This window comes from Micromonospora sp. HB375 (assembly GCF_017872985.1).
In the GTDB taxonomy this organism is placed as follows: domain Bacteria; phylum Actinomycetota; class Actinomycetes; order Mycobacteriales; family Micromonosporaceae; genus Micromonospora; species Micromonospora chalcea.
In genome coordinates, this window is sequence record NZ_JAGGJO010000001.1 from 1658679 (window position 1) to 1678747 (window position 20069).

At 73.9% G+C, this 20069-nt stretch carries 16 protein-coding genes; 8 read left to right on the forward strand and 8 right to left on the reverse strand.

Going from position 1 to position 20069, the window contains the following annotated elements:
- Positions 1-18: 18 nt before the first annotated feature.
- Positions 19-1230, reverse strand: a complete 1212-nt coding sequence (locus J3R08_RS07950; protein WP_113973401.1) for an acyl-CoA dehydrogenase family protein — start codon at positions 1228-1230, stop codon at positions 19-21.
- Complete coding sequence (locus J3R08_RS07955; protein WP_166455432.1) at positions 1231-2301, reverse strand: phosphotransferase family protein; 1071 nt, start codon at positions 2299-2301, stop codon at positions 1231-1233. It abuts the gene before it with no gap.
- A gap of 151 nt (positions 2302-2452) precedes the next feature.
- On the opposite strand from J3R08_RS07955, the gene J3R08_RS07960 reads away from it, so the two are divergent.
- Both J3R08_RS07960 and J3R08_RS07965 read left to right on the forward strand, forming a co-directional pair.
- On the forward strand, positions 2453-3157 hold the full coding sequence (locus J3R08_RS07960; RefSeq protein WP_069089404.1) for an amino acid-binding protein: 705 nt from the start codon (positions 2453-2455) through the stop codon (positions 3155-3157).
- Positions 3158-3237: 80 nt separating this feature from the next.
- Positions 3238-4377: a GNAT family N-acetyltransferase gene (locus tag J3R08_RS07965; protein ID WP_245254685.1), complete on the forward strand. Its 1140-nt coding sequence runs from the start codon at positions 3238-3240 to the stop codon at positions 4375-4377.
- Between the two features lie 177 nt (positions 4378-4554).
- Here the strand turns inward: J3R08_RS07965 and J3R08_RS07970 are convergent, their stop codons facing one another.
- Complete coding sequence (locus J3R08_RS07970) at positions 4555-6120, reverse strand: aldehyde dehydrogenase family protein (protein ID WP_113973399.1); 1566 nt, start codon at positions 6118-6120, stop codon at positions 4555-4557.
- Between the two features lie 428 nt (positions 6121-6548).
- On the opposite strand from J3R08_RS07970, the gene J3R08_RS07975 reads away from it, so the two are divergent.
- Entirely contained in the window at positions 6549-9428 is a 2880-nt protein-coding gene (locus J3R08_RS07975; protein ID WP_209960533.1) for a glycoside hydrolase family 9 protein, read from the forward strand.
- Between the two features lie 209 nt (positions 9429-9637).
- The gene (locus J3R08_RS07980; RefSeq protein ID WP_209960536.1) at positions 9638-12091 is read left to right on the forward strand and encodes a non-reducing end alpha-L-arabinofuranosidase family hydrolase; all 2454 of its coding nucleotides are present in this window, start codon (positions 9638-9640) and stop codon (positions 12089-12091) included.
- 68 nt (positions 12092-12159) lie between these two features.
- Here the strand turns inward: J3R08_RS07980 and J3R08_RS07985 are convergent, their stop codons facing one another.
- Genes J3R08_RS07985 through bioB form a run of 3 tightly spaced genes read right to left on the reverse strand, consistent with a single transcriptional unit; the run spans position 12160 to position 13888 of the window.
- On the reverse strand, positions 12160-12666 hold the full coding sequence (locus J3R08_RS07985) for a GNAT family N-acetyltransferase (RefSeq protein ID WP_043325589.1): 507 nt from the start codon (positions 12664-12666) through the stop codon (positions 12160-12162).
- A 3-nt stretch (positions 12667-12669) separates the two neighbouring features.
- Positions 12670-12885, reverse strand: a complete 216-nt coding sequence (locus J3R08_RS07990; RefSeq protein ID WP_064447186.1) for a hypothetical protein — start codon at positions 12883-12885, stop codon at positions 12670-12672.
- Positions 12886-12892: 7 nt separating this feature from the next.
- Positions 12893-13888, reverse strand: coding sequence for a biotin synthase BioB (bioB, locus tag J3R08_RS07995; protein WP_064447187.1), 996 nt, complete (start codon positions 13886-13888; stop codon positions 12893-12895).
- 156 nt (positions 13889-14044) lie between these two features.
- On the opposite strand from bioB, the gene J3R08_RS08000 reads away from it, so the two are divergent.
- The 4 genes from J3R08_RS08000 to J3R08_RS08015 are packed head-to-tail and all read left to right on the forward strand — an operon-like array spanning position 14045 to position 18288.
- Positions 14045-15181 (forward strand): 8-amino-7-oxononanoate synthase, encoded by a 1137-nt coding sequence (locus J3R08_RS08000; protein WP_064447188.1) that lies wholly within the window; start codon positions 14045-14047, stop codon positions 15179-15181.
- Positions 15178-15909, forward strand: a complete 732-nt coding sequence (gene bioD / locus J3R08_RS08005) for a dethiobiotin synthase (protein ID WP_064447189.1) — start codon at positions 15178-15180, stop codon at positions 15907-15909. Before J3R08_RS08000 ends, bioD begins: the two co-directional genes overlap by 4 nt.
- A gap of 46 nt (positions 15910-15955) precedes the next feature.
- A complete protein-coding gene (locus J3R08_RS08010) occupies positions 15956-17614 on the forward strand; it encodes a sensor histidine kinase (protein ID WP_231915535.1) in 1659 nt (552 codons plus the stop codon).
- Positions 17611-18288: a response regulator transcription factor gene (locus tag J3R08_RS08015; protein ID WP_064447190.1), complete on the forward strand. Its 678-nt coding sequence runs from the start codon at positions 17611-17613 to the stop codon at positions 18286-18288. The genes J3R08_RS08010 and J3R08_RS08015 overlap by 4 nt, the downstream gene beginning before the upstream one ends.
- Before the next feature lie 15 nt (positions 18289-18303).
- On the opposite strand, the gene J3R08_RS08020 is transcribed toward J3R08_RS08015, so the two are convergent.
- Together J3R08_RS08020 and J3R08_RS08025 are read right to left on the reverse strand one after the other, a co-directional pair.
- Entirely contained in the window at positions 18304-19125 is an 822-nt protein-coding gene (locus tag J3R08_RS08020; RefSeq protein WP_064447191.1) for a hypothetical protein, read from the reverse strand.
- Entirely contained in the window at positions 19122-20054 is a 933-nt protein-coding gene (locus J3R08_RS08025) for an ABC transporter ATP-binding protein (protein WP_043325584.1), read from the reverse strand. Before J3R08_RS08025 ends, J3R08_RS08020 begins: the two co-directional genes overlap by 4 nt.
- Between the last annotated feature and the right edge of the window lie 15 nt (positions 20055-20069).

Below are 20069 nucleotides of genomic sequence, written 5' to 3' on the forward strand. Positions count from 1 at the left end.
ACGCCCGGCGGGAGCCGGTCAGGAATAGCGGCGCAGCTCCCGGCGGGCCAGCGAGGCGCGGTGCACCTCGTCGGGGCCGTCGGCCAGGCGCAGCGTGCGGGCCGCCGCCCACAGCTCGGCCAGTGGGGTGTCCTGGCTGACCCCGGCTCCGCCGTGCGCCTGGATCGCCTTGTCGATCACCCACTCGGCCATCAGCGGCGTGGCGATCTTGATGGCCTGGATCTCGGTGTGCGCGCCCTTGTTGCCGACGGTGTCCATCAGCCACGCGGTCTTGAGCACCAGCAGGCGGGCCTGCTCGATCCGGACCCGCGACTCGGCGATCCACTCGCGTACCACGCCCTGTTCGGCGAGCGGGCGGCCGAACGCGACCCGGTCGAGCACGCGCCGGCAGAGCAGCTCCAGGGCCCGCTCGGCCATGCCGATCAGGCGCATGCAGTGGTGGATCCGGCCGGGGCCGAGCCGGGCCTGGGCGATGGCGAACCCGGTGCCCTCCTCGCCGACCAGGTTCTCGACCGGCACCCGTACGTCGGAGAAGTCGATCTCGGCGTGCCCGCCGTGCGGGGCGTCGCTGTAGCCGAAGACGCGCATGCCGCGGCGTACCGTCACGCCGGGGGTGTCCCGGGGCACCAGGATCATGCTCTGCTGGCGGTGCCGGTCGGCGTCCGGGTCGGTCTTGCCCATCACGATGAAGATCTCGCAGCGCGGGTCCATCGCCCCGGACGACCACCACTTGCGGCCGTTGATCACGTAGTGGTCGCCGTCGCGGGTGATCCGGGTGCCGATGTTCGTCGCGTCGGAGGAGGCCACCTCCGGCTCGGTCATGCAGAACGCGGACCGGATCTCCCCGGCGAGCAGCGGCATGAGCCACTGCTTGCGCTGCTCCTCGGAGCCGAACTCGGCGAGCAGCTCCATGTTGCCGGTGTCCGGCGCGGCGCAGTTGAGCGCCTCCGGGGCCAGGTGCGGGCTGCGGCCGGTCAGCTCGGCCAGGGGCGCGTACTGCAGGTTGGTCAGGCCGGCGCCGTAGCGGGCGTCGGGCAGGAACAGGTTCCACAGCCCGCGCTCGCGCGCCTGCGCCTTCAGCTCCGCCATCACCGGCGGGCGGGCCCACGGGTCGCCGGCCGCGAGCACCTGCTCGTGGTGCACCGGCTCGGCCGGGTACACGCACTCGGTGAGGAACGCCTCCAGCCGTTGCCGCAGCTCGACCGTCCGGTCGTCGTACGCGAACTCCATCTAGCTCTCCCTCACCGCGTGCAGCCCGTGTGCCACGAGCGGCGCCACCATGTCGCCGATCCGGTCGAAGCCCTCGCCCAGGGTCTGGCCGAGCGTGTGCCGGTAGTGGATGCCCTCGCAGATCACCGCGAGCTTGAAACAGCCGAGCGCCACGTGCCAGTGCAGCGGGCCGACGTCGACGTCGCTGCGCCCGGCGTACCGCTCGATCAGCTCGGCCCCGGTGGGGAACCCGGCGCGCGGCCCGATGCCGTCGGCCACCGGGTTGCCCTCGCCGTGGTCGCTGTCGCCGAGCACGTCCCAGTACGTCAGCAGCAGCCCGAGGTCGGCCAGCGGGTCGCCGAGCGTGGCCATCTCCCAGTCGAGCACCGCCCGCACCGCCGGCGGGTCGACGGTGGCGAGCAGGTTGTCCAGCCGGTAGTCGCCGTGCACGATCCGGCCCGCGTTCGCGCCCTCGGGCACGCTGGCGGCCAGCGCGTCGCGCAGCTCGTCGATGCCGGGCAGCGGCCGGCTGCGGGACCTGTCGAGCTGGCCGGCCCAGCGGCGTACCTGCCGGGCCAGGTAGCCCTCCGGACGGCCGAAGTCGGCCAGCCCGACCTCGGCCGGCTCGACCCGGTGCAGCGTGGCGAGCGTGTCCATCATCGCCATGGCGAGGTCGCGCCGCTGGGCGGCGGTGAGCGTGTCGGTCTGCTCGCGCCGCCGGTAGACCTCGCCGTCGACCTTCGCCATCAGGTAGAACGGCGCGCCGATGACGCTCTCGTCGGCGCAGAGCGCCAGCGCCTCCGGCACCGGTACGCCGGTCGGCGCGAGCGCCGAGATCACCCGGTGCTCCCGGGCCATGTCGTGCGCGGTGGCCAGCACGTGCCCCAGCGGTGGCCGGCGCAGCACCACCTCGCGGTCACCGGCGCGCAGCAGGTAGGTGAGGTTGGACTTGCCGCCGGCGATCAGCCGCGCCGACAGGGGGCCGGTCAGGTCCGGCCGGTGCGCGGCCAGGTAGGTGGCGAGCCGGTCGAGGTCGAGCCCGCGGGGTGCCGAGCCGGCCGAGAGCCGGGCAGCGGCGGCCGGATCGGTCATCCGATTAGTTGATGGCAGCTCAGCTTTGTTGTCAAGGTCGGGGTTTTCCCGGCGGGACATGCCGCTGCAACAGGGGCGAAATGGTCAACCGGCAGGCTGGGCCCCAGCCTGCCGGCCGCTCGGCCGGCCCGCCGAGCGGAGGGGATCAGACATGCTGCTGAGAGTTCGGGTGACCCTGCCGGACCGTCCGGGCACGCTCGGCCAGGTGGCCCGGACACTCGGCGTCTCCGGCGCCGACATCGTGCAGGTGGTGGTCCTGGAACGGCTCGGCGGCCGGGCGGTGGACGACTTCACTGTGGTGTGGCCGGGCGCGGCGCGGGTGGAGCGGATGCTCGCCGGGCTGGCCGCGATCCCCGGCGTGCGGGTGGACGGCGTGTGGCGGGCGATCGGCGCGCCCACCACCACCGGGCAGGACGCGGAACTGCTCGCCCAGGTGGCCGCCAACCCGGCCGACGGGGTGGCCACGCTCGTCGACGCGGCACCCGGGCTGCTCGCCGCCGACTGGGCGGTGGCCGCCGTCGTACCCCTGGACTGGGCCTCGCGCAGTGGCGAGGCGGGCGTCGCCGCGATCGGGCACGCGAGCTGGCGGGCCCCGGCGCCGCCCCGGCTGCCGGAGGTGACCCCGCTGCGGGCGCGGGCCATGACCAGCCCGGAGGGGCACCACTACGCGGTCGCGCCGTTCGGCCGGGCCGGCCTGGTGCTGGTGGTCGCCCGCGACCACAGCGAGCCACTGGCCGCGGCCGGGTTCCACTCCACCGAGGTGGACCGGCTCGCCCAGATCGTCCGCGCCGGCGCGGTGATCCTCGGCGACCGGCTGGACCTGGTCGGCACGCCACCCGTGACCACCGTCACCTGACCGGACGGGCCGCGTCACCCCGGGGCAACGGGCCCGCAACAGGGGCACGGCATGGTCGGTGCCGAGGAAGGGAGACAACCATGGCGCTGTGGCGGATCCGAGCCACCGTGGACGACCGGCCGGGTTACCTGTCGGTGCTCACGGCGAGCCTCGCGTTGCGCGGGGTCAACATCCTCAGCGTGCAGGTGCACACCACCGAGGCCGGCGCGGTCGACGACTTCCTGGCCGACGCGCCCGAGCAGGTCACCGAGGCGGAGCTGCGGGCCGCCGTGGAGCGCGGCCGGGGCCGGGACTGCTGGGTCGCGCGCAGCGAGGCGCGCGGGCTGGCCGACGAGCCGACCCGGGTGCTCGGGCTCGCCGGACGGCTGGCCCGTGACCCGGAGGCGACCGGCGCGGCGCTGCGCACGCTGCTCGGCGCCGACACCGTGACCTGGCGTCCGACGCCGGCCACCGCGCCGGGCGGGGTGGGCGGCACGACCATGGCGCTCGCGGACCCGTCGGGCGGGGCGTACGAGCTGTGCCGCCGGGAGCCGAGCTTCACCCCGGCCGAGTACGCCCGGGCGCAGGCAGTGGTCGAGCTGGCGGCGATGCTGGCCCGCCGGGACACCGAACGGGTCACGCTGGTGCTGCCCGACGGCGGGGAGGTGTCCGTGCGCGCGGCGACGGCCGAGGACGTGCCCGGCGTACGCGAGCTGCACGCGGCCTGCTCGCCGCGCAGCCGGCAGCGGCGTTACCTGAGCGGGGCGGCCGACCCGGCGCCGGCGCGGCTGCGCCGGCTGCTGGAGCCGGTCCGGGGCGTGACCCTGCTCGCGACGGCGGGCTCCGGCGGGGCGGCGGAGCCGGTCGTGGCGATGGCGAACCTGCTCGGGGAGGGCGACGAGGCCGAGGCGGCGCTGCTGGTGCGCGACGACTGGCAGCGCCGCGGCCTGGGCTCGGCGCTGCTGCGCCGCCTGCTCGACCACGCCGACCGGGCCGGGTACGCCGCGGTGCTGCTGCACGTGCAGGCCGAGAACACCCCGATGCTGCGGACGCTGCGCCGCCTGGACCGGCCGGTGGCGTTGGAACGCGACGGCGCGGTGCTGACCGCGACGCTTCCGCTGGTTCCCGCGCCGTCGACGGGCGAGCCGGCGTCCGGCGGTGACGCGGTGACCGGCGCACCGGCGGTGGCCGGTAGCGGCGCGCGTGCCGGCGCGGTCGTGCCGGCGCAGCGGCCGGGATGAGCTGACGGCCGTCCGGCCGGACCACGGAGGTGAGCCGCAACGGCGCGGCACGCCCGAGGGGTCCGGCCGGAGGGCCGCAACCGGCGCGTTCGCGCGCCACCCGGACCGACCTCCGATGCGGGGGACGGTGACACGGCGGGGCCCCCGATGCGGGGGCCCCGTCCGTGTTCGCGGGGATCAGGTGGCGGGGTAGCTGCTGTAGTCGGGGAAGTTGCCGTAGAGCCGGCCGTCTCCGCCCACCGTCACCGCCTGCACCAGCAGGTCGCCGCCGACGAACGCGCCCTTCCAGGAGGCGCCCCGGCCGCCGAACGGCTCGTCCCGGTCGCCCCGGGAGCGGGGCTTGTTGATGCCCACCTTGAACGCCTGCAGGTCCACCGCCAGCTTGCCGGCCAGCTCCTCGTCGTCGCAGGCCAGCGACGCCACGAGCGCGCCGTTGGAGGCGTTCATCGCGGCCAGCAGCTCGTCGGTGGTGTCCACCACCACGATGGTGTCCACCGGGCCGAACGGCTCGGCGTGCATCAGCCGGGACCGGCCGGGCGGGGCCAGCAGCACGGCGGGCGCGACGTACGCGGACGTGTCCTGCCCGTCGAGGAACGGTGCGCCGTCGAGCTTGCCCCGGTGCAGCGGTACGGCGCCGCCGCGTACCGCCTCCTCGACCTTGCGGCGCAGCTCCTCGGCCTTGGCGGCGCTGATCAGCGGACCGAAGTCCAGCTCCGGCAGCGGGTCGCCGGCCCGCCACGTCTCGTCGACCGCGAGCGGGTGGCCGAAGCGGATTGAGCGGACCACGGGCAGGTACGTGTCGAGGAACTCGTCGACGAGGTCGCGCTGGACCACGAACCGGGGGTACGCGGTGCAGCGCTGCTTGCCGTACTCGAAGCCCTTGCGCAGGTGCGCGGCGAGCGAGTCCCACTGGGAGAAGTTCCAGATGCCCCAGGCGTTGAGGCCCTCCTGCTCGATGAAGTGCCGCTTGTCGCAGTCGAGCAGCGCGGCGGCGACCTTGCCGCCGTTGGAGCGCCCGCCGACGAACGCCACCGCGCCGATCTCCGGCGCGCGGACGAGCACCTCGGACAGTTCCTCGCCGCTGCCGGACAGCAGGGTGGCGGGCAGTCCGGCACGGCGCATCAGCGCGTGGGCGACGGTGAGGCAGACCGCGCCGCCCTGGGACGGCGTCTTGGCGATCACCGCGTTGCCGGCCAGCAACTGCACCAGCTCGGCGTGCACCAGCACGCTCATCGGGTAGTTCCAGGAGGCGATGTTGCTGACCGGGCCGGGCAGCGGCTCCCGGCCGTCGGCGAGCATCCGCTCGATCTCGTCCACGTACCAGCGCACGCCGTCCAGCGCCCGGTCCACGTCGGCGCAGGCCAGCCGCCACGGCTTGCCGATCTCCCAGACCAGCAGCAGGGCGAGCAGGTCGCGGTGCCCGGTGAGCGCGTCCAGCGCGTCGGTGACGCGGGCGACGCGCTCGGCCAGCGGGGTCTGCGCCCACTCCCGGTGCGCCGCCGCGGCGTGGGCGACCGCGCCGCGCGCGGCCTCGGCGTCGAGCCGGGCCAGGTGGATGAGGACGGTGTTGTCGACAGGGGTACGGACCGGCGCCGGTGTGCCGAGCGCGCGCCACTGCCCCTGGACGAGATTGTGGAGCGTGGGCACGCCGTCGGAGGTGGTGTCGAAGGCCTCGGGGGTGGCGGCCACCGCTCGGGCGAGCGTGTCGGACCAGGAGGTGCCCTCGGCGAGTCGTAGAGCCATCGCGATCTCCTCAGTGTCGTCCGGGGAGCGGCGGCGTCGATGGCACCGCAGGTGAGGCGTACTGTCGCGCGGTGCCGAGCGGGCGGGCAACCGTACGCTCGTATGCCAGGACGGCGGCGGCCCGGACGGGGTCGTCCGCGGCGCGTTCGTCGTCACCGCGATGCCGCTGAGCTGGGAACGAGTCGGCTAGATATCGAGCTGCATCGATGGTGTGATCCAGCTCCCGTTTGTTACCCGTCGGTACGCCGAGCGGGCCCCGCCGACGGTGGCCTTCCCAACATGTTGCCCGCGCATTACATTGTCGCTTATCCATGGGAGCGCTCCCGAGGCTCCTGCGGTCACCCCACCACCACTGCCTCGCGGCAGCCGGAGCCCCGAGTGCCGTCCCCGCTCCGGCTGCCGCGCGGCGCCAGCCACAGGAGCTCGCCATGCCCCGTCCGATACCGCCGCCCGGAGGCCGGTCGCGGCTGCGCCGGTTGCTCGCCGCCGGCGCCGCGCTGGCCGTCGGCCTGGCCACGGCCGTCGCCGCCGCGCCGCCCGCGTCGGCCGTCGAGGTGCCCGCCGCGCAGGCCGCGGCCACGTTCAACTACGCCGAGGCGTTGCAGAAGTCGCTGTTCTTCTACGAGGCGCAGCAGTCCGGCCCCAAGCCCTCGTGGAACCGCGTCTCCTGGCGCGGCGACTCGGCGCTCACCGACGGCGCCGACGTCGGCGTCGACCTCACCGGCGGCTGGTACGACGCCGGCGACCACGTGAAGTTCGGCTTCCCGATGGCGTTCAGCGCCACCATGCTGGCCTGGGGCGCGGTCGAGTACCGCGACGGCTACGTCGCCTCCGGGCAGCTCACCCACCTGCTGAACAACCTGCGCTTCGTCAACGACTACTTCGTCAAGGCGCACCCCGCGCCGAACGTCCTCTACGGACAGGTCGGCAAGGGCGACGACGACCACAAGTGGTGGGGACCGGCCGAGGTGATGCCGATGGCGCGGCCCGCGTACAAGATCGACGCGAGCTGCGGCGGCGCGGACCTGGCGGGGGAGACGGCGGCCGCTATGGCCGCCTCGTCCATGGTGTTCCGCCCCACCGACGCGACCTACGCGGACAAGCTGCTCGGCCACGCCAAGCAGCTCTACACGTTCGCCGACACGGTGCGGAAGAGCTACCACGAGTGCATCACCGACGCGACGAGCTTCTACAAGTCGTGGAGCGGTTACCAGGACGAGCTGGTCTGGGGCGCGATCTGGCTGTACCGGGCCACCGGCGACGCCACCTACCTGGCCAAGGCCGAGAGCGAGTACGACAAGCTCGGCACCGAGCCGCAGTCCACCACCCGCTCCTACAAGTGGACCATCGCCTGGGACAACAAGCAGTTCGGCGCGTACGTGCTGCTGGCCAACCTGACCGGCAAGCAGAAGTACGCCGACGACGCCAACCGGTGGCTGGACTACTGGACGGTGGGCGTCAACGGGCAGCGGGTGCCGTACTCGCCCGGCGGGATGGCGGTGCTCGACTCCTGGGGCGCGCTGCGGTACGCCTCGAACACCGCGTTCGCCGCGCTGGTCTACAGCGACAAGACCACCGACACCACGCGCAAGGCGCGCTACCACGACTTCGCGGTCCGGCAGATCAACTACGCGCTCGGCGACAACCCGCGCAACTCCAGCTACCAGATCGGCTTCGGCACGAACTCGCCGCGCAACCCGCACCACCGCACCGCGCACGGCTCCTGGTGGGACAGCCAGACCGTGCCCACCGAGACCCGGCACGTGCTCTACGGCGCGCTGGTCGGCGGCCCGTCATCGGCAAACGACGCGTACACCGACAGCCGGTCCGACTACGTGATGAACGAGGTGGCCACCGACTACAACGCCGGCTTCACCTCCGCGCTGGCCCGGCTCGCCAACGAGTACGGCGGCAGCCCGCGCGCCGGGTTCCCGTCCGCCGAGACGCCCGACATGGACGAGATGACCGTGGAGACCACAGTCATGCAGGCCGAGCCGCGCGCCACCGGACTGAAGGCGATCATCTACAACAAGTCGGCGTTCCCGGCCCGGGCGCTGACCACCGGAAAGTTCCGGTACTTCTTCCGGCCCGACGGCACCGGACCGGTCACCGTCACCCCCGGCTACACCCAGGGCTGCCCGTCGCCGTCGACGGCGAAGCAGTTCTCCGGCGACATCTGGTACGTCGAAGTCGACTGCACCGGCTACACCATCGCGCCCGCCGGGCAGTCCCAGCACCGGATGGAGGTGCAGTTCAAGATCGGCGTGCCGGAGGGCGGCACCTGGGACCCGACCAACGACCCGTCGTACCAGGCCACCGCCGGGCCCAACCGCAAGGTGCCGCTCTACTCCGGCGGCGTACGGGTCTGGGGCGAGGAGCCCGGCCCGGTCACCCCGGACACCACCGCGCCCTCGGTGCCCGGCACCCCTGTCGCGTCCGCCGTCACGTCGAGCGGACTAACGCTGACCTGGGCCGCCTCCACCGACACCGGTGGCAGCGGGCTGGCCGGGTACGAGGTGACCCGTACCTCGGCCGGCGCCGACCCGGTCGTCACCGCCTCGACCGGCACCACCCTCACCGTGACCGGGTTGGCACCCGAGCGGACGTACCAGTTCACCGTGCGGGCGCTCGACGGCGCCGGCAACCGATCCGCGTCGTCGGCTGCGGTCAGCGTCACCACGCCGGCCGGCCCGGCGCCCGACACCACCCCGCCGACCGCGCCGGGCACCCCCACCGCCTCCGCGATCGGCCCGACCGGACTGACGCTGACCTGGGGTCCGTCCACCGACGCGGTGGGCGTCACCGGGTACCGCGTCTACCGGGGCGGGAACGTCCTGGTCGGCACCGCCACCGGCACCACGCTGGCGGTGACCGGGCTGACCGCCTCCACCACGTACACCTTCACGGTGGTGGCGGTGGACGCGGCCGGGAACGTCTCACCCGCCTCGCCCGGCGTCACGGTGACCACCACCGCGCCGCCGGCCGGCGGCACCTGCGCGGTGACCTGGACGGCGAACTCCTGGGACACCGGGTTCACCGCGAACATCACCGTCGCCAACACCGGCACCACGGCGATCAACGGCTGGACGCTGGCGTTCACGTTCGGCAACACCGGGCAGAAGGTCGGGCAGGCCTGGTCGGCGAACGTGACCCAGACGGGCACGGCGGTGACCGCGACGAACCTGTCCTACAACGGGACGCTGGCGCCCGGGGCGTCGACGAGCTTCGGCTTCAACGGCACCCACACCGGCTCGAACCCGAGGCCGGCGACCTTCACGCTCAACGGGACCGCCTGCACGGTCTCCTGACCGTCGACGTGGCGTGGCCGGTACCGCACCCCGTGTGACCGGCCACGCCGCACTCGGCCCCGCGCGGCCAAAAACGTTCCGAAACTTTTCCGAAACACCATTGTCCCCACCGATGCGTGGTGGAAGCATCGACAAAGCTAGATACCCCAACCGAAACGTCCAGTCGTCCCGCCCCGACGGCCTGGGTGTTGGCCAGTAAGGAGGCCAAGATGGCAATGAGCCCATCCGCTCATCGCGGCGGGAGTCGGCGACGGCGATCACCAGCCGTCCGAGCGCTGCTCGCCGGCGCGGTCAGCGCCGTGACGGTGGCCGCCGTCGCGGTGATGATGCCGGCGGCGAACGCCGCCGCGAGCACGCTGGGCGCGGCCGCCGCGCAGTCGGGCCGCTACTTCGGCACCGCCATCGCGGCGGGCCGGCTCGGCGACTCGACGTACAGCACGATCGCGGCGCGTGAGTTCAACATGATCACCGCCGAGAACGAGATGAAGCCGGACGCGACGCAGCCCCAGCGCGGCCAGTTCAACTTCAACTCGGGCGACCAGATCTACAACTGGGCGACCCAGCGGGGCCTGAAGGTCCGTGGCCACACGCTGGCGTGGCACGCGCAGCAGCCGGGCTGGATGCAGAGCCTGAACGGCAGCAACCTGCGTCAGGCGATGATCGACCACATCAACGGCGTGATGGCCCACTACAAGGGCAAGCTGGCCGCGTGGGACGTGGTGAACGAGGCGTTCAACGAGGACGGCAGCCGTCGGCAGTCGAACCTGCAGGGCACCGGTAACGACTGGATCGAGGTGGCGTTCCGCACCGCGCGGGCGGCCGACCCGTCGACGAAGCTGTGCTACAACGACTACAACATCGAGAACTGGTCGTACGGCAAGACGCAGGGCGTCTACAACATGATCCGGGACTTCAAGTCCCGGGGTGTGCCGATCGACTGCGTGGGTCTGCAGACCCACTTCACCGGCGGCAGCTCGCTGCCGGGCAACTTCCAGACCACGCTGCAGAACTTCGCCGCGCTGGGTGTGGACGTGGCGCTGACCGAGGTCGACGTCACGAACTCCTCGACCAGCCAGTACGCGGGGCTGACCCAGGCGTGCATCAACGTGCCGCGCTGCATCGGCATCACCGTGTGGGGCGTGCGCGACAGCGACTCGTGGCGCTCGAACGAGAGCCCGCTGCTGTTCGACGGCGGAGGCAACAAGAAGGCCGCGTACAACTCGGTCCTCAACGCGCTCAACGCGGCCGCCCCGACCTCCGGGCCGACCACGACCCCGACCACGACCCCGACCACGGCACCGCCGCCGAGCGGCGGCGCCGGGCGGATCGTCGGCGTGCAGTCGGGCCGGTGCATCGACGTGCCGAACGCCACCCAGACGAACGGCACCCGGGTCCAGCTCTACGACTGCAACGGTCAGTCGAACCAGCAGTGGACGTACACCTCCAGCAAGCAGCTGATGGTCTACGGCACCAAGTGCCTCGACGCGAACGGCGCGGCCACCGCCAACGGCACCGGAATCATCATCTGGGACTGCAACGGCCAGTCCAACCAGCAGTGGAACATCAACTCCAACGGCACCATCAGCGGCGTGCAGTCCGGTCGCTGCCTGGACGTCTGGGGCACCGGCAACGGCCAGCAGATCCAGCTGTACGACTGCCACGGACAGACCAACCAGCAGTGGCGGACCGACTTCGGTGGCGGCACCTCGCCGTCCCCGACCACGCCGCCGCCAACCACGACGCCCCCGCCGGGGGGCTGCTCGCTCCCGTCGACCTACCGGTGGTCGTCGACCGGCGCGCTGGCCAACCCGCAGAACGGCTGGGTCTCGCTCAAGGACTTCACGAACGTCGTCCACAACGGCAAGCACCTGGTCTACGGGTCGTACGTCAACAGCAGCGGCCAGTACAGCTCGATGAACTTCACCCCGTTCACCAACTGGTCCGACATGGCCTCGGCCGGCCAGAACGGGATGAGCCAGGGCACCGTGGCGCCCACGCTGCTGTACTTCGCCCCGAAGAACATCTGGGTGCTGGCGTACCAGTGGGGACCGACCTCGTTCAGCTACAAGACGTCGAGCGACCCGACCAACGCCAACGGCTGGTCCTCGGCGCAGACGCTGTCCACCGCCACCCTGCCGGACGCCCCGTACGGCGTCATCGACCAGACCCTGATCGGTGACGACCAGAACATGTACCTGTTCTTCGCCGGGGACAACGGCAAGATCTACCGGTCGAGCATGCCGCTCGGGAACTTCCCGGGCAGCTTCGGCTCGAGCTACACGACGATCATGTCGGACTCGACGAACAACCTCTTCGAGGGCGTCGAGGTCTACAAGGTGGCGGGCCAGAACCAGTACCTGATGATCGTCGAGGCGATCGGAAGCCAGGGACGCTACTTCCGGTCGTTCACGTCCAACAGCCTGAGCGGCTCGTGGACCCCGCAGGCCGCCACCGAGAGCAACCCGTTCGCCGGCAAGGCCAACAGCGGCGCGACCTGGACCAACGACATCAGCCACGGTGACCTGGTCCGCAACAACCCCGACCAGACCAAGACCATCGACCCCTGCAACCTGCAGTTCCTGTACCAGGGCAAGAACCCCAGTGCGGGCGGCGACTACAACCTGCTGCCGTGGCGGCCGGGTGTGCTGACCCTCCAGCGCTGACACCGTCACACAGTTACCGGAGAGCGTGCCCGGCACCCGCGTGGTGCCGGGCACGCCCGTCCGTCAGCTCAGCCGGCCAGGTCCTCGGCCAGCAGATCCATCAGCAGCGCGTCGTGCCAGCGCCCGTCCGCCCCGCGCTCGTAGCGGCGCATGATGCCCACCGGACGGAACCCCACCTTCGCGTACGCGCGGATCGCCGCCGTGTTCGCCGCCGCCGGGTCGATCGTGAACCGGTGGTGGCCGTACTCGTCGATCAGGTGCCGGACCAGCGTGCGGATCGCGTCGCCGCCCAGCCCGGAGCCGCGGACCGCCGGGTCGAGGAAGACATCCAGGCTGGCGTGGCGATAGTCCGGGTCGGTCTCGGCGTACCACTGGATCGCCCCGACCAGCCGGCCGTCGTGCTCGACCGCGTAGATCGTCACCGCGTCATCGGCCAGGTCGGCCCGGACCGACTCGGCCAGATCGTCCCCGCCGCGCCACCAGCGGCGCACCTCAGGGGTGGCCCGGATCGCGGCCAGCGCGGGCACGTCGGCGTCGGTCACCGGCCGCAGCGTCACCGCCCGCCCCCGCAGCACCCCTCAGCCCCGCCGCTCGCCGTGCTCGACGCAGACCGCCGACCAGCCGGCCGGTACGACCTGCACCTTCATCCGCCGCCGGCAGGACGCGCACCAGCGCGGCGGCTCCCACGCCCGGGCCGCCTCGCACGCCGGATGCGGCCCGGCCGCCACCGACTCGCCGCACCTGTCGCACCACAGCGCCACGGGCGCGGCCGGGGCGGGGGAAAGATCGGTCACCGCTGCCTCACAGGGTCGCCGAGAGCGCCTTCACCGGCATCTTCAGGTCTTCCAGCAGCTTCAGGTCGGCGTTGGCCGGGCGACCCAGCGTGGTCAGGTAGTTGCCGACGATCACCGCGTTGATGCCGCCCAGCAGACCGTCGCGGGTGCCCAGGTCACCGAGGGTCAGCTCGCGGCCGCCCGCGTACCGCAGGATGGTGCGCGGCATGGCCAGCCGGAACGCGGCGATGGCGCGCAGCGCGTCCTTGCCCTCCACCACCGGACGGTCACCGAGCGGCGTGCCCGGCCGCGGGTTGAGGAAGTTCAGCGGCACCTCGTGCGGGTCCAGCTCGGCGAGCTGCGCGGCGAACTCGGCCCGCTGCTCGACCGTCTCGCCGAGGCCGAGGATGCCGCCGCAGCAGACCTCCATGCCGGACTCGCGGACCATCCGCAGCGTCTCCCAGCGCTCCTCCCACGAGTGCGTGGTGACCACGTTCGGGAAGTAGGAGCGGCAGGTCTCCAGGTTGTGGTTGTAGCGGTGCACGCCCATCTCGACCAGCTCGTCGACCTGCTCCTGGGTGAGCATGCCGAGCGACGCGGCGACCTGGATGTCGACAGCGGCGCGGATGGCCGCGACGCCCTCACGCATCTGCTTCATCAGCCGGGCGTCCGGACCGCGCACGGCGGCCACGATGCAGAACTCGGTCGCCCCGGTCGCGGCGGTCTGCTTCGCGGCCTCGACCAGCGCCGGGATGTCCAGCCAGACCGACCGGACCGGCGAGGTGAACAGGCCGGACTGCGAGCAGAAGTGGCAGTCCTCCGGGCAGCCGCCGGTCTTCAGCGAGACGATGCCCTCGACCTCGACCTCCGGACCGCACCAGCGCATCCGGACCTCGTGCGCGAGCTGGAGGGCGGCGGGCAGGTGTTCGTCGGGAAGGTTCAGCACCGCGAGGACACCGGCCTCGTCGAGGCCGACACCGTTGCCCAGCACCCGCTCCCGGGCCTGGTCGAGGATCTCTGGCATGGCTCGTAACCTAACAGGCCACCGAGGGGCCGGGAAACCGCCGCCAGCAGCCCCGGCGAGCCGGGACCGCGCCACGCCGGAGCCCTCGGGACGGGTGGTAACTTCGCCCCGCGGAAGCGCCCGGCGGGGCGGTGGTCGGCGGGAGGGGACGGCACGGTGGCGGACTGGCTGGCGGCCCTGGACCGCCGCGCCGAGCTGCGGGCCCGGGCGGGACTGACCCGCACGCTGCGTCCCCGGGCCGCCGACGACGCGGTGGTCGACCTGGCCGGCAACGACTACCTCGGCCTGGCCACCCACCCGCAGGTCACCGCCGCCGCCGCGGAGGCCCTGTCCGCGTACGGGCTGGGCGCCACCGGGTCACGCCTGGTGCGCGGCTCCACCGACGCCCACCACGCGCTGGAGGACGACCTGGCCGACTGGCTCGGCGTCGACCGGGCGCTGGTGTTCTCCTCCGGCTACCTGGCCAACCTCGCCGCCGTCCGGGGACTGACGCAGCCGCGTACGCTGCTCGTCTCCGACGCCCACAACCACGCCTCGCTGATCGACGGCTGCCGGATCTCCGGCGCCGAGACGCTGGTGACGCCGCACGCGGACGTCGCAGCGGTGGCCGCGGCGCTGGCCGCCGCGCCGGGCCGCCCGGCCGTGGTGGTGACCGAGTCGGTCTTCTCCGTCGACGGCGACCTGGCCCCGCTCGCGGAGCTGCACGAGGTGGCCCGCCGCCACGGCGCGCTGCTGCTCGTCGACGACGCGCACGCGCTCGGCGTCACCGGCCCGGCCGGGGCCGGCGGGGTGGCCGCCGCCGGGCTGGCCGGCGCGCCCGACGTGGTGGTCACCGCGACGCTGTCCAAGGCGCTCGGCGGGGCCGGCGGCGTGGTCGCCGGGCCGGCCGAGTTCGTCCGCCACCTGGTGGAGACCGGCCGCACGTTCATCTTCGACACCGCGCCGCCGCCCGCCGTGGTGGCCGGGGTACGCGCCGCGGTGCGCCTGGCCCGCGACGGCGACGCGCTGCGCGCCGAGCTGGCCGACCGGGTCGCGACGGCGGTGCGCCGCCTCGGCGCTGCCGGGCTGTCCGTGTCCGCCCCGGACGGCGCCGTGATCTCGGTGACCGCGCCCGGACCGGAGGCGGCGACCGCCTGGGCCGCCGCCTGCCGGGAGCGCGGTGTGGCGGTCGGCTGCTTCCGTCCGCCGTCCACACCGGACAGCCGCTCCCGGCTGCGCCTCACCGTCAGCGCCGGGGTGGACCGGGCCGACTTCGACCGGGCCCTGGACGTGATCGTGGAGTGTGCGCCATGAGCCTCGGCGACGCCTGGACCGGGCCGGTGCTGGTGACCGGCACCGACACCGAGATCGGCAAGACGGTGGTGACCGCCGCCGTCGCCGCCGCCGCGCAGGCCGCCGGGCTGCGGGTAGCGGTGGTCAAGCCCGGCCAGACCGGTACGGCCACCGGCGAGCCCGGCGACGTCGACTCGGTGACCCGGCTGGCCGCCCCGCTCACCGGCCGGACGCTCGCCAGCTATCCCGACCCGCTCGCGCCGCTGGCCGCGGCCCGGGTGGCGGACCTGCCGCCGCTGGAGCTGTACAACGCCGTCGACGCGATCCGCGAGGAGGCGGACAAGCACGACCTGGTGCTGATCGAGGGCGCGGGCGGGCTGCTCGTACCGATGGGGTTGCGCCCGTCCGGCGAGCCGTGGACGGTGGCCGACCTCGCGGTGTCGCTCGGCGCGCCCGCGGTGGTGGTGGCGCGGGCCGGGCTCGGCACGCTCAACCACACCGCGCTGACGCTGGAGGCGCTGGAGCGGCGGGCCGTCCCGGCCGGTGTGGTGATCGGCGCCTGGCCGACCGAACCGGAACTGGTGCACTGGCTCAACCTGTCCGAGCTGCTGCCGAACCTGCTCGGCGCGGTACCGGCCGGCGCGGGCGGGATGGACCCCGGTGTGTTCCGCCGGTCCGCTCCCGGGTGGCTCACCCCCGCCCTGTACGGCGTGCTCGACGACTGGCGCGCCTGGGCCGAGGAGACCTGACTTTCGTCGGTGCCCGGCCCGGCCGGGCGTGGGTAGCGTGACCGCCGTGGAACCCCGCGAACGACAGTGCCGGGCCGGTGACCTGCTGCTCTGGGCAGTGCTGGCGGCGCCGGTGGCGTACGGCCGGCTCACCCCGCCGCAGATCGGCGAGCTTCCGCCGCTGGCCGCCGCGCTGGCGCTGCTCGGCACGGCGGTGTGGATCGGGCGCCGGTGGCCGCTGGTCGCGGTGCTCGCAGTGGTGGCGGGCTCGCTCGTCGACGGCAACGTCGTGTTCGCCATCCCGGTCTTCGGCTACCTCGCCGGGCGGCGCAGCGACCGGGCCGCGCCGGCCGCCGCCGTCTTCGCCGCCATCGCGGTCACCGGCTCGGTGCTCAACCTGGGGCTGCTCGGCACCGAGCCGTCCACCTGGTTCCTGCTCGCCTCGGTGCTGCTGTTCGCCGGGGTGTTCCCCTGGCTGCTGGGCCGGCTGCGGCGGCAGCACCGCGCGCTCGCCGACGCCGGACTGCGGCACGCGCAGGCGCAGCGCCGGGCCGAGATCGAGCGGGTACGCCTGCGCGAGCGGGCCCGCATCGCGCAGGACATGCACGACTCGCTCGGCCACGACCTGAGCCTCATCGCGCTGCGGGCGGGTGCGCTGGAACTGGCGCCGGACCTGTCCGCGGCGCACCGGGCGGCGGCCGGTGAGCTGCGGGCCAGCGTCGCCGCCGCCACCGAACGCCTGCACGACGTGATCGGCGTGCTGCGCGAGGAGCGCACGCTGCGGCCGCCGGGGGAGACGGTCGCCGACGTGGTCGACGGCGCGCGCGACGCCGGGATGACAGTCGACCTGCGCGCCGACGAGGCGGACCTGCCGCCGCTGCCCGCGCACGCGGTGCACCGGGTGGTCCGGGAGGCGCTCACCAACGCCGCCCGCTACGCCCCCGGCGCTCCGGTCACCGTCGTTGTGGCACGCGACGACGACGCGGTGACTGTCGCGGTGGTGAACGCGCCACCGCCGGCCGGTCCGCTGCCCGGGCCGCCGTCGCACGGCTCCGGGTTGCTGGCGCTGCGCGAGCGGGTACGCCTCGCCGGCGGCGCCCTGGACGCCGGCCCGTGCGACGGCGGCTGGGCGGTCACCGCACACATCCCGCTCGCTGATGCGGCCCGTCCCGGCACGCCGCCGCCCGGCCGCGCGGGCGCCGGTTCACCGGTCGCCGACCCGATCCGAGCCTCCGGGACGCCGGCCCTCGCCGACGCCGGTCCGCCGGTCACCGGCCCGGCTGACGGTTCCGGGGCGACCGCCCCGCGATCCGGCGACGACGACCTCGCGGAGATCGACCCGCTCGACGCCGGACGCGTCGGCGTACCCGGCCGGGACGGACACGGGGACGCGGCCCGGCGGCTGCGGGAGGCCCGGCGGCGGGCGCGACGCAGCCTGCTCGTGGCGATCGGCGCGCCCGCCGGGCTGGCGCTGGTGCTGGCGCTCGTCTACTACCCGCTCGCCACTGCGGGCGCGGTGCTGGACCGGTCCGGCTACGAACGGCTGCGGCTGGGTGAGCCGCGCGACGCGCTCGGTCTGCCCCGCCGGCAGGCCGATCCGCCCGCGACCGGCGCCGCGCCGGGCTGCGAGTTCTACACCGACGGCAACTTCCCGTTCGCCCAGGCGACCTGGCGGCTCTGCTTCGCCGACGGGCGGCTGGTCAGCAAGGAGCAGATCGCACCATGAGCGACGACCACGACCGCCCGCTGCGGGTGGTGCTCGCCGACGACGAGGCGCTGGTCCGGGCTGGGGTACGGGCGATCCTGGCCGCCGACCCTGGCATCGAGGTGGTCGGCGAGGCGGGCGACGGCCTCGCCGCGGTCGAGCTGGTCCGCGCGCACCGCCCCCGGGTGGCGCTGCTGGACATCCGGATGCCCCGCGGCGACGGGCTCAGCGCCGCCGCGCAGATCCGCCGGCTGGTGCCGGAGACGGCGGCGGTCATGCTCACCACGTTCGGCGACGACGACCTGATCGCCCGCGCGCTCGGCCACGGCGCCGCCGGGTTCCTGCTCAAGTCCGGTGACCCGCGCGAACTGTTGGCCGGGGTGCGGGCGGTGGCCGAGGGCGGGGCGTACCTGTCGCCACGGGTGGCCCGCCGGGTGATCGAGCTGAGCGGGGGACGGCTGGCCCGCGGCCCGTACGCGCGGGACCGGCTGGCCGGGCTCACCGACCGGGAACGCGACGTGCTGGCGCTGGTCGGCGCGGGACTGTCCAACGCCGAGATCGCCCGCCGGCTGCACCTCGTCGAGGGCACCGTGAAGAGCTACCTGACCAGCATCTTCACCCGGCTGGACGTGCGCAACCGGGTGCAGGCGGCGATCCTCGCGTACGAGGCAGGGCTGGTCCCGCCCACCGGCTGACCAGCCCCGCCCCGTTCAGGCGTCGCGCCGTGCCAGCGCCCACCGGCCCAGCGCCAGCGCGGCGGCGGCCCAGCCGGCGAGTAGCAGCAGCCCGACCACCGCCGGGTACGGCTCGGTGTCCCCGGCCAGGAAGTGGTTGCCCGCCACCCCGGGGAACGCGTCGGCGATCCGGGTGAGCACCGTGATGTCCGGCTCCTGCAACGACAGCGGCACGATCATCAGCAGCGCGAGCAGGACGGTCAGGGCCAGCACCGCGCCGCGCAGCGCCGCCGCCAGGCCGAGTGCCAGCACGCCGATCAGCGCCAGGTACGCCGCGGCGGCCACCACGTCGGCCACCGTCGCGCCCAGCGGGGCGCGGCCCCACTCGCCCAGCACCGGCCGGGCCGTCACCGCGCCAACGGTGCCGAGCAGCAGCCCGACGCCGAACGTCACCGCGCCCACCACCACTGCCTTGGCCGCCAGCACCCGCCCCCGCGACGGGGTGCACCGCAGCGTGGTGCGGATCGTGCCGGTGGTGAACTCGCTGGTGATCGCGAACAGGCCGAGCGCCAGCACCACGTACTGGGTCAGCTCCAGCGACCCGGCCACGATCTCGCCGACGTCCACCACGCCCGGGTTGTTGGCCGGGTCGTCGTCGGTGTTGGCGTTCTGCGCGTAGATGGCGAGCTGGGCGCTGGTGGCTGCCATGGTCAGCACCGCCGCGAGCAGCGTCCACCAGGTGGAGCGGACCGACCAGAGCTTCGTCCACTCGGCGGCCACCGCCCCGGCGAGCGGATTCCCGGTGGGCGCGGGCCGGGCGGACTGACGGGCCGGGTCGAGCGTGGACTGTGCGGTCATCGGGTGCCACCTCCGGTCGAGCCGGCGGCGTACTCCACGCTGTCGGCGGTCAGTTCCAGGAACGCCTCCTCCAGGGAGGGTGCGACGGGGGTCAGCTCGTGCAGCCGTACCCCCATCTCGTGCGCCAGGTCGCCGACCCGGCCGGCGGTGCTGCCGGCGACGGACATCCCGCCCTCGTCGGCGGTGACAGTCGCGCCCTCGGCGGCCAGTCGGTCACCGAGCGCGGCGAGCGCGGCCGGCTCCGGCCCGCGCACCCGGACCGACGCGGCGGGCCGGGCGGCGATCAGCTCGGCCAGCGGCGCGTCAGCGACCAGACGGCCGCGCCCCAGCACCACCACCCGGTCGGCGGTCTGCTGCATCTCGCTCATCAGGTGGCTGGAGACGAGGACGGTGCGCCCCTCGTCGGCCAGACGGCGGGTGAACCCGCGGATCCACCGCACCCCGTCCGGGTCGAGCCCGTTGACCGGCTCGTCGAGCAGCAGCACCGGCGGGTCACCGAGCAGCGCGCCGGCGATGCCCAGCCGCTGGCCCATGCCCAGCGACAGCGCCCGGCCCGGCTTGCCGGCGGCGCGGGCGTCCAGGCCGACCAGGTCGAGCACCTCGGTCACCCGCCGGGCCGGTACGCCGTTGCTGCGCGCCATCGCCCGCAGGTGCGCCACGCCGGAGCGGGCCGGGTGCACGCCTGTGGCGTCGAGCAGCGCGCCCACCTCGTACAGCGGGTGCCGCAGCGTGCGGTAGTCCCGCCCGTTGACCAGCGCCTGCCCGGCGGTGGGCCGGTCCAGGCCGAGCACCATCCGCATGGTGGTGGACTTGCCGGCGCCGTTGGGGCCGAGGAACCCGGTGACCTGGCCGGGGCGGATCTCGACGGTCAGGTCGTCGACGGCCGTCACGGCGCCGAACCGTTTCGTCAACCCACGAAGTGTGATCATGCGGCGACGCTATTG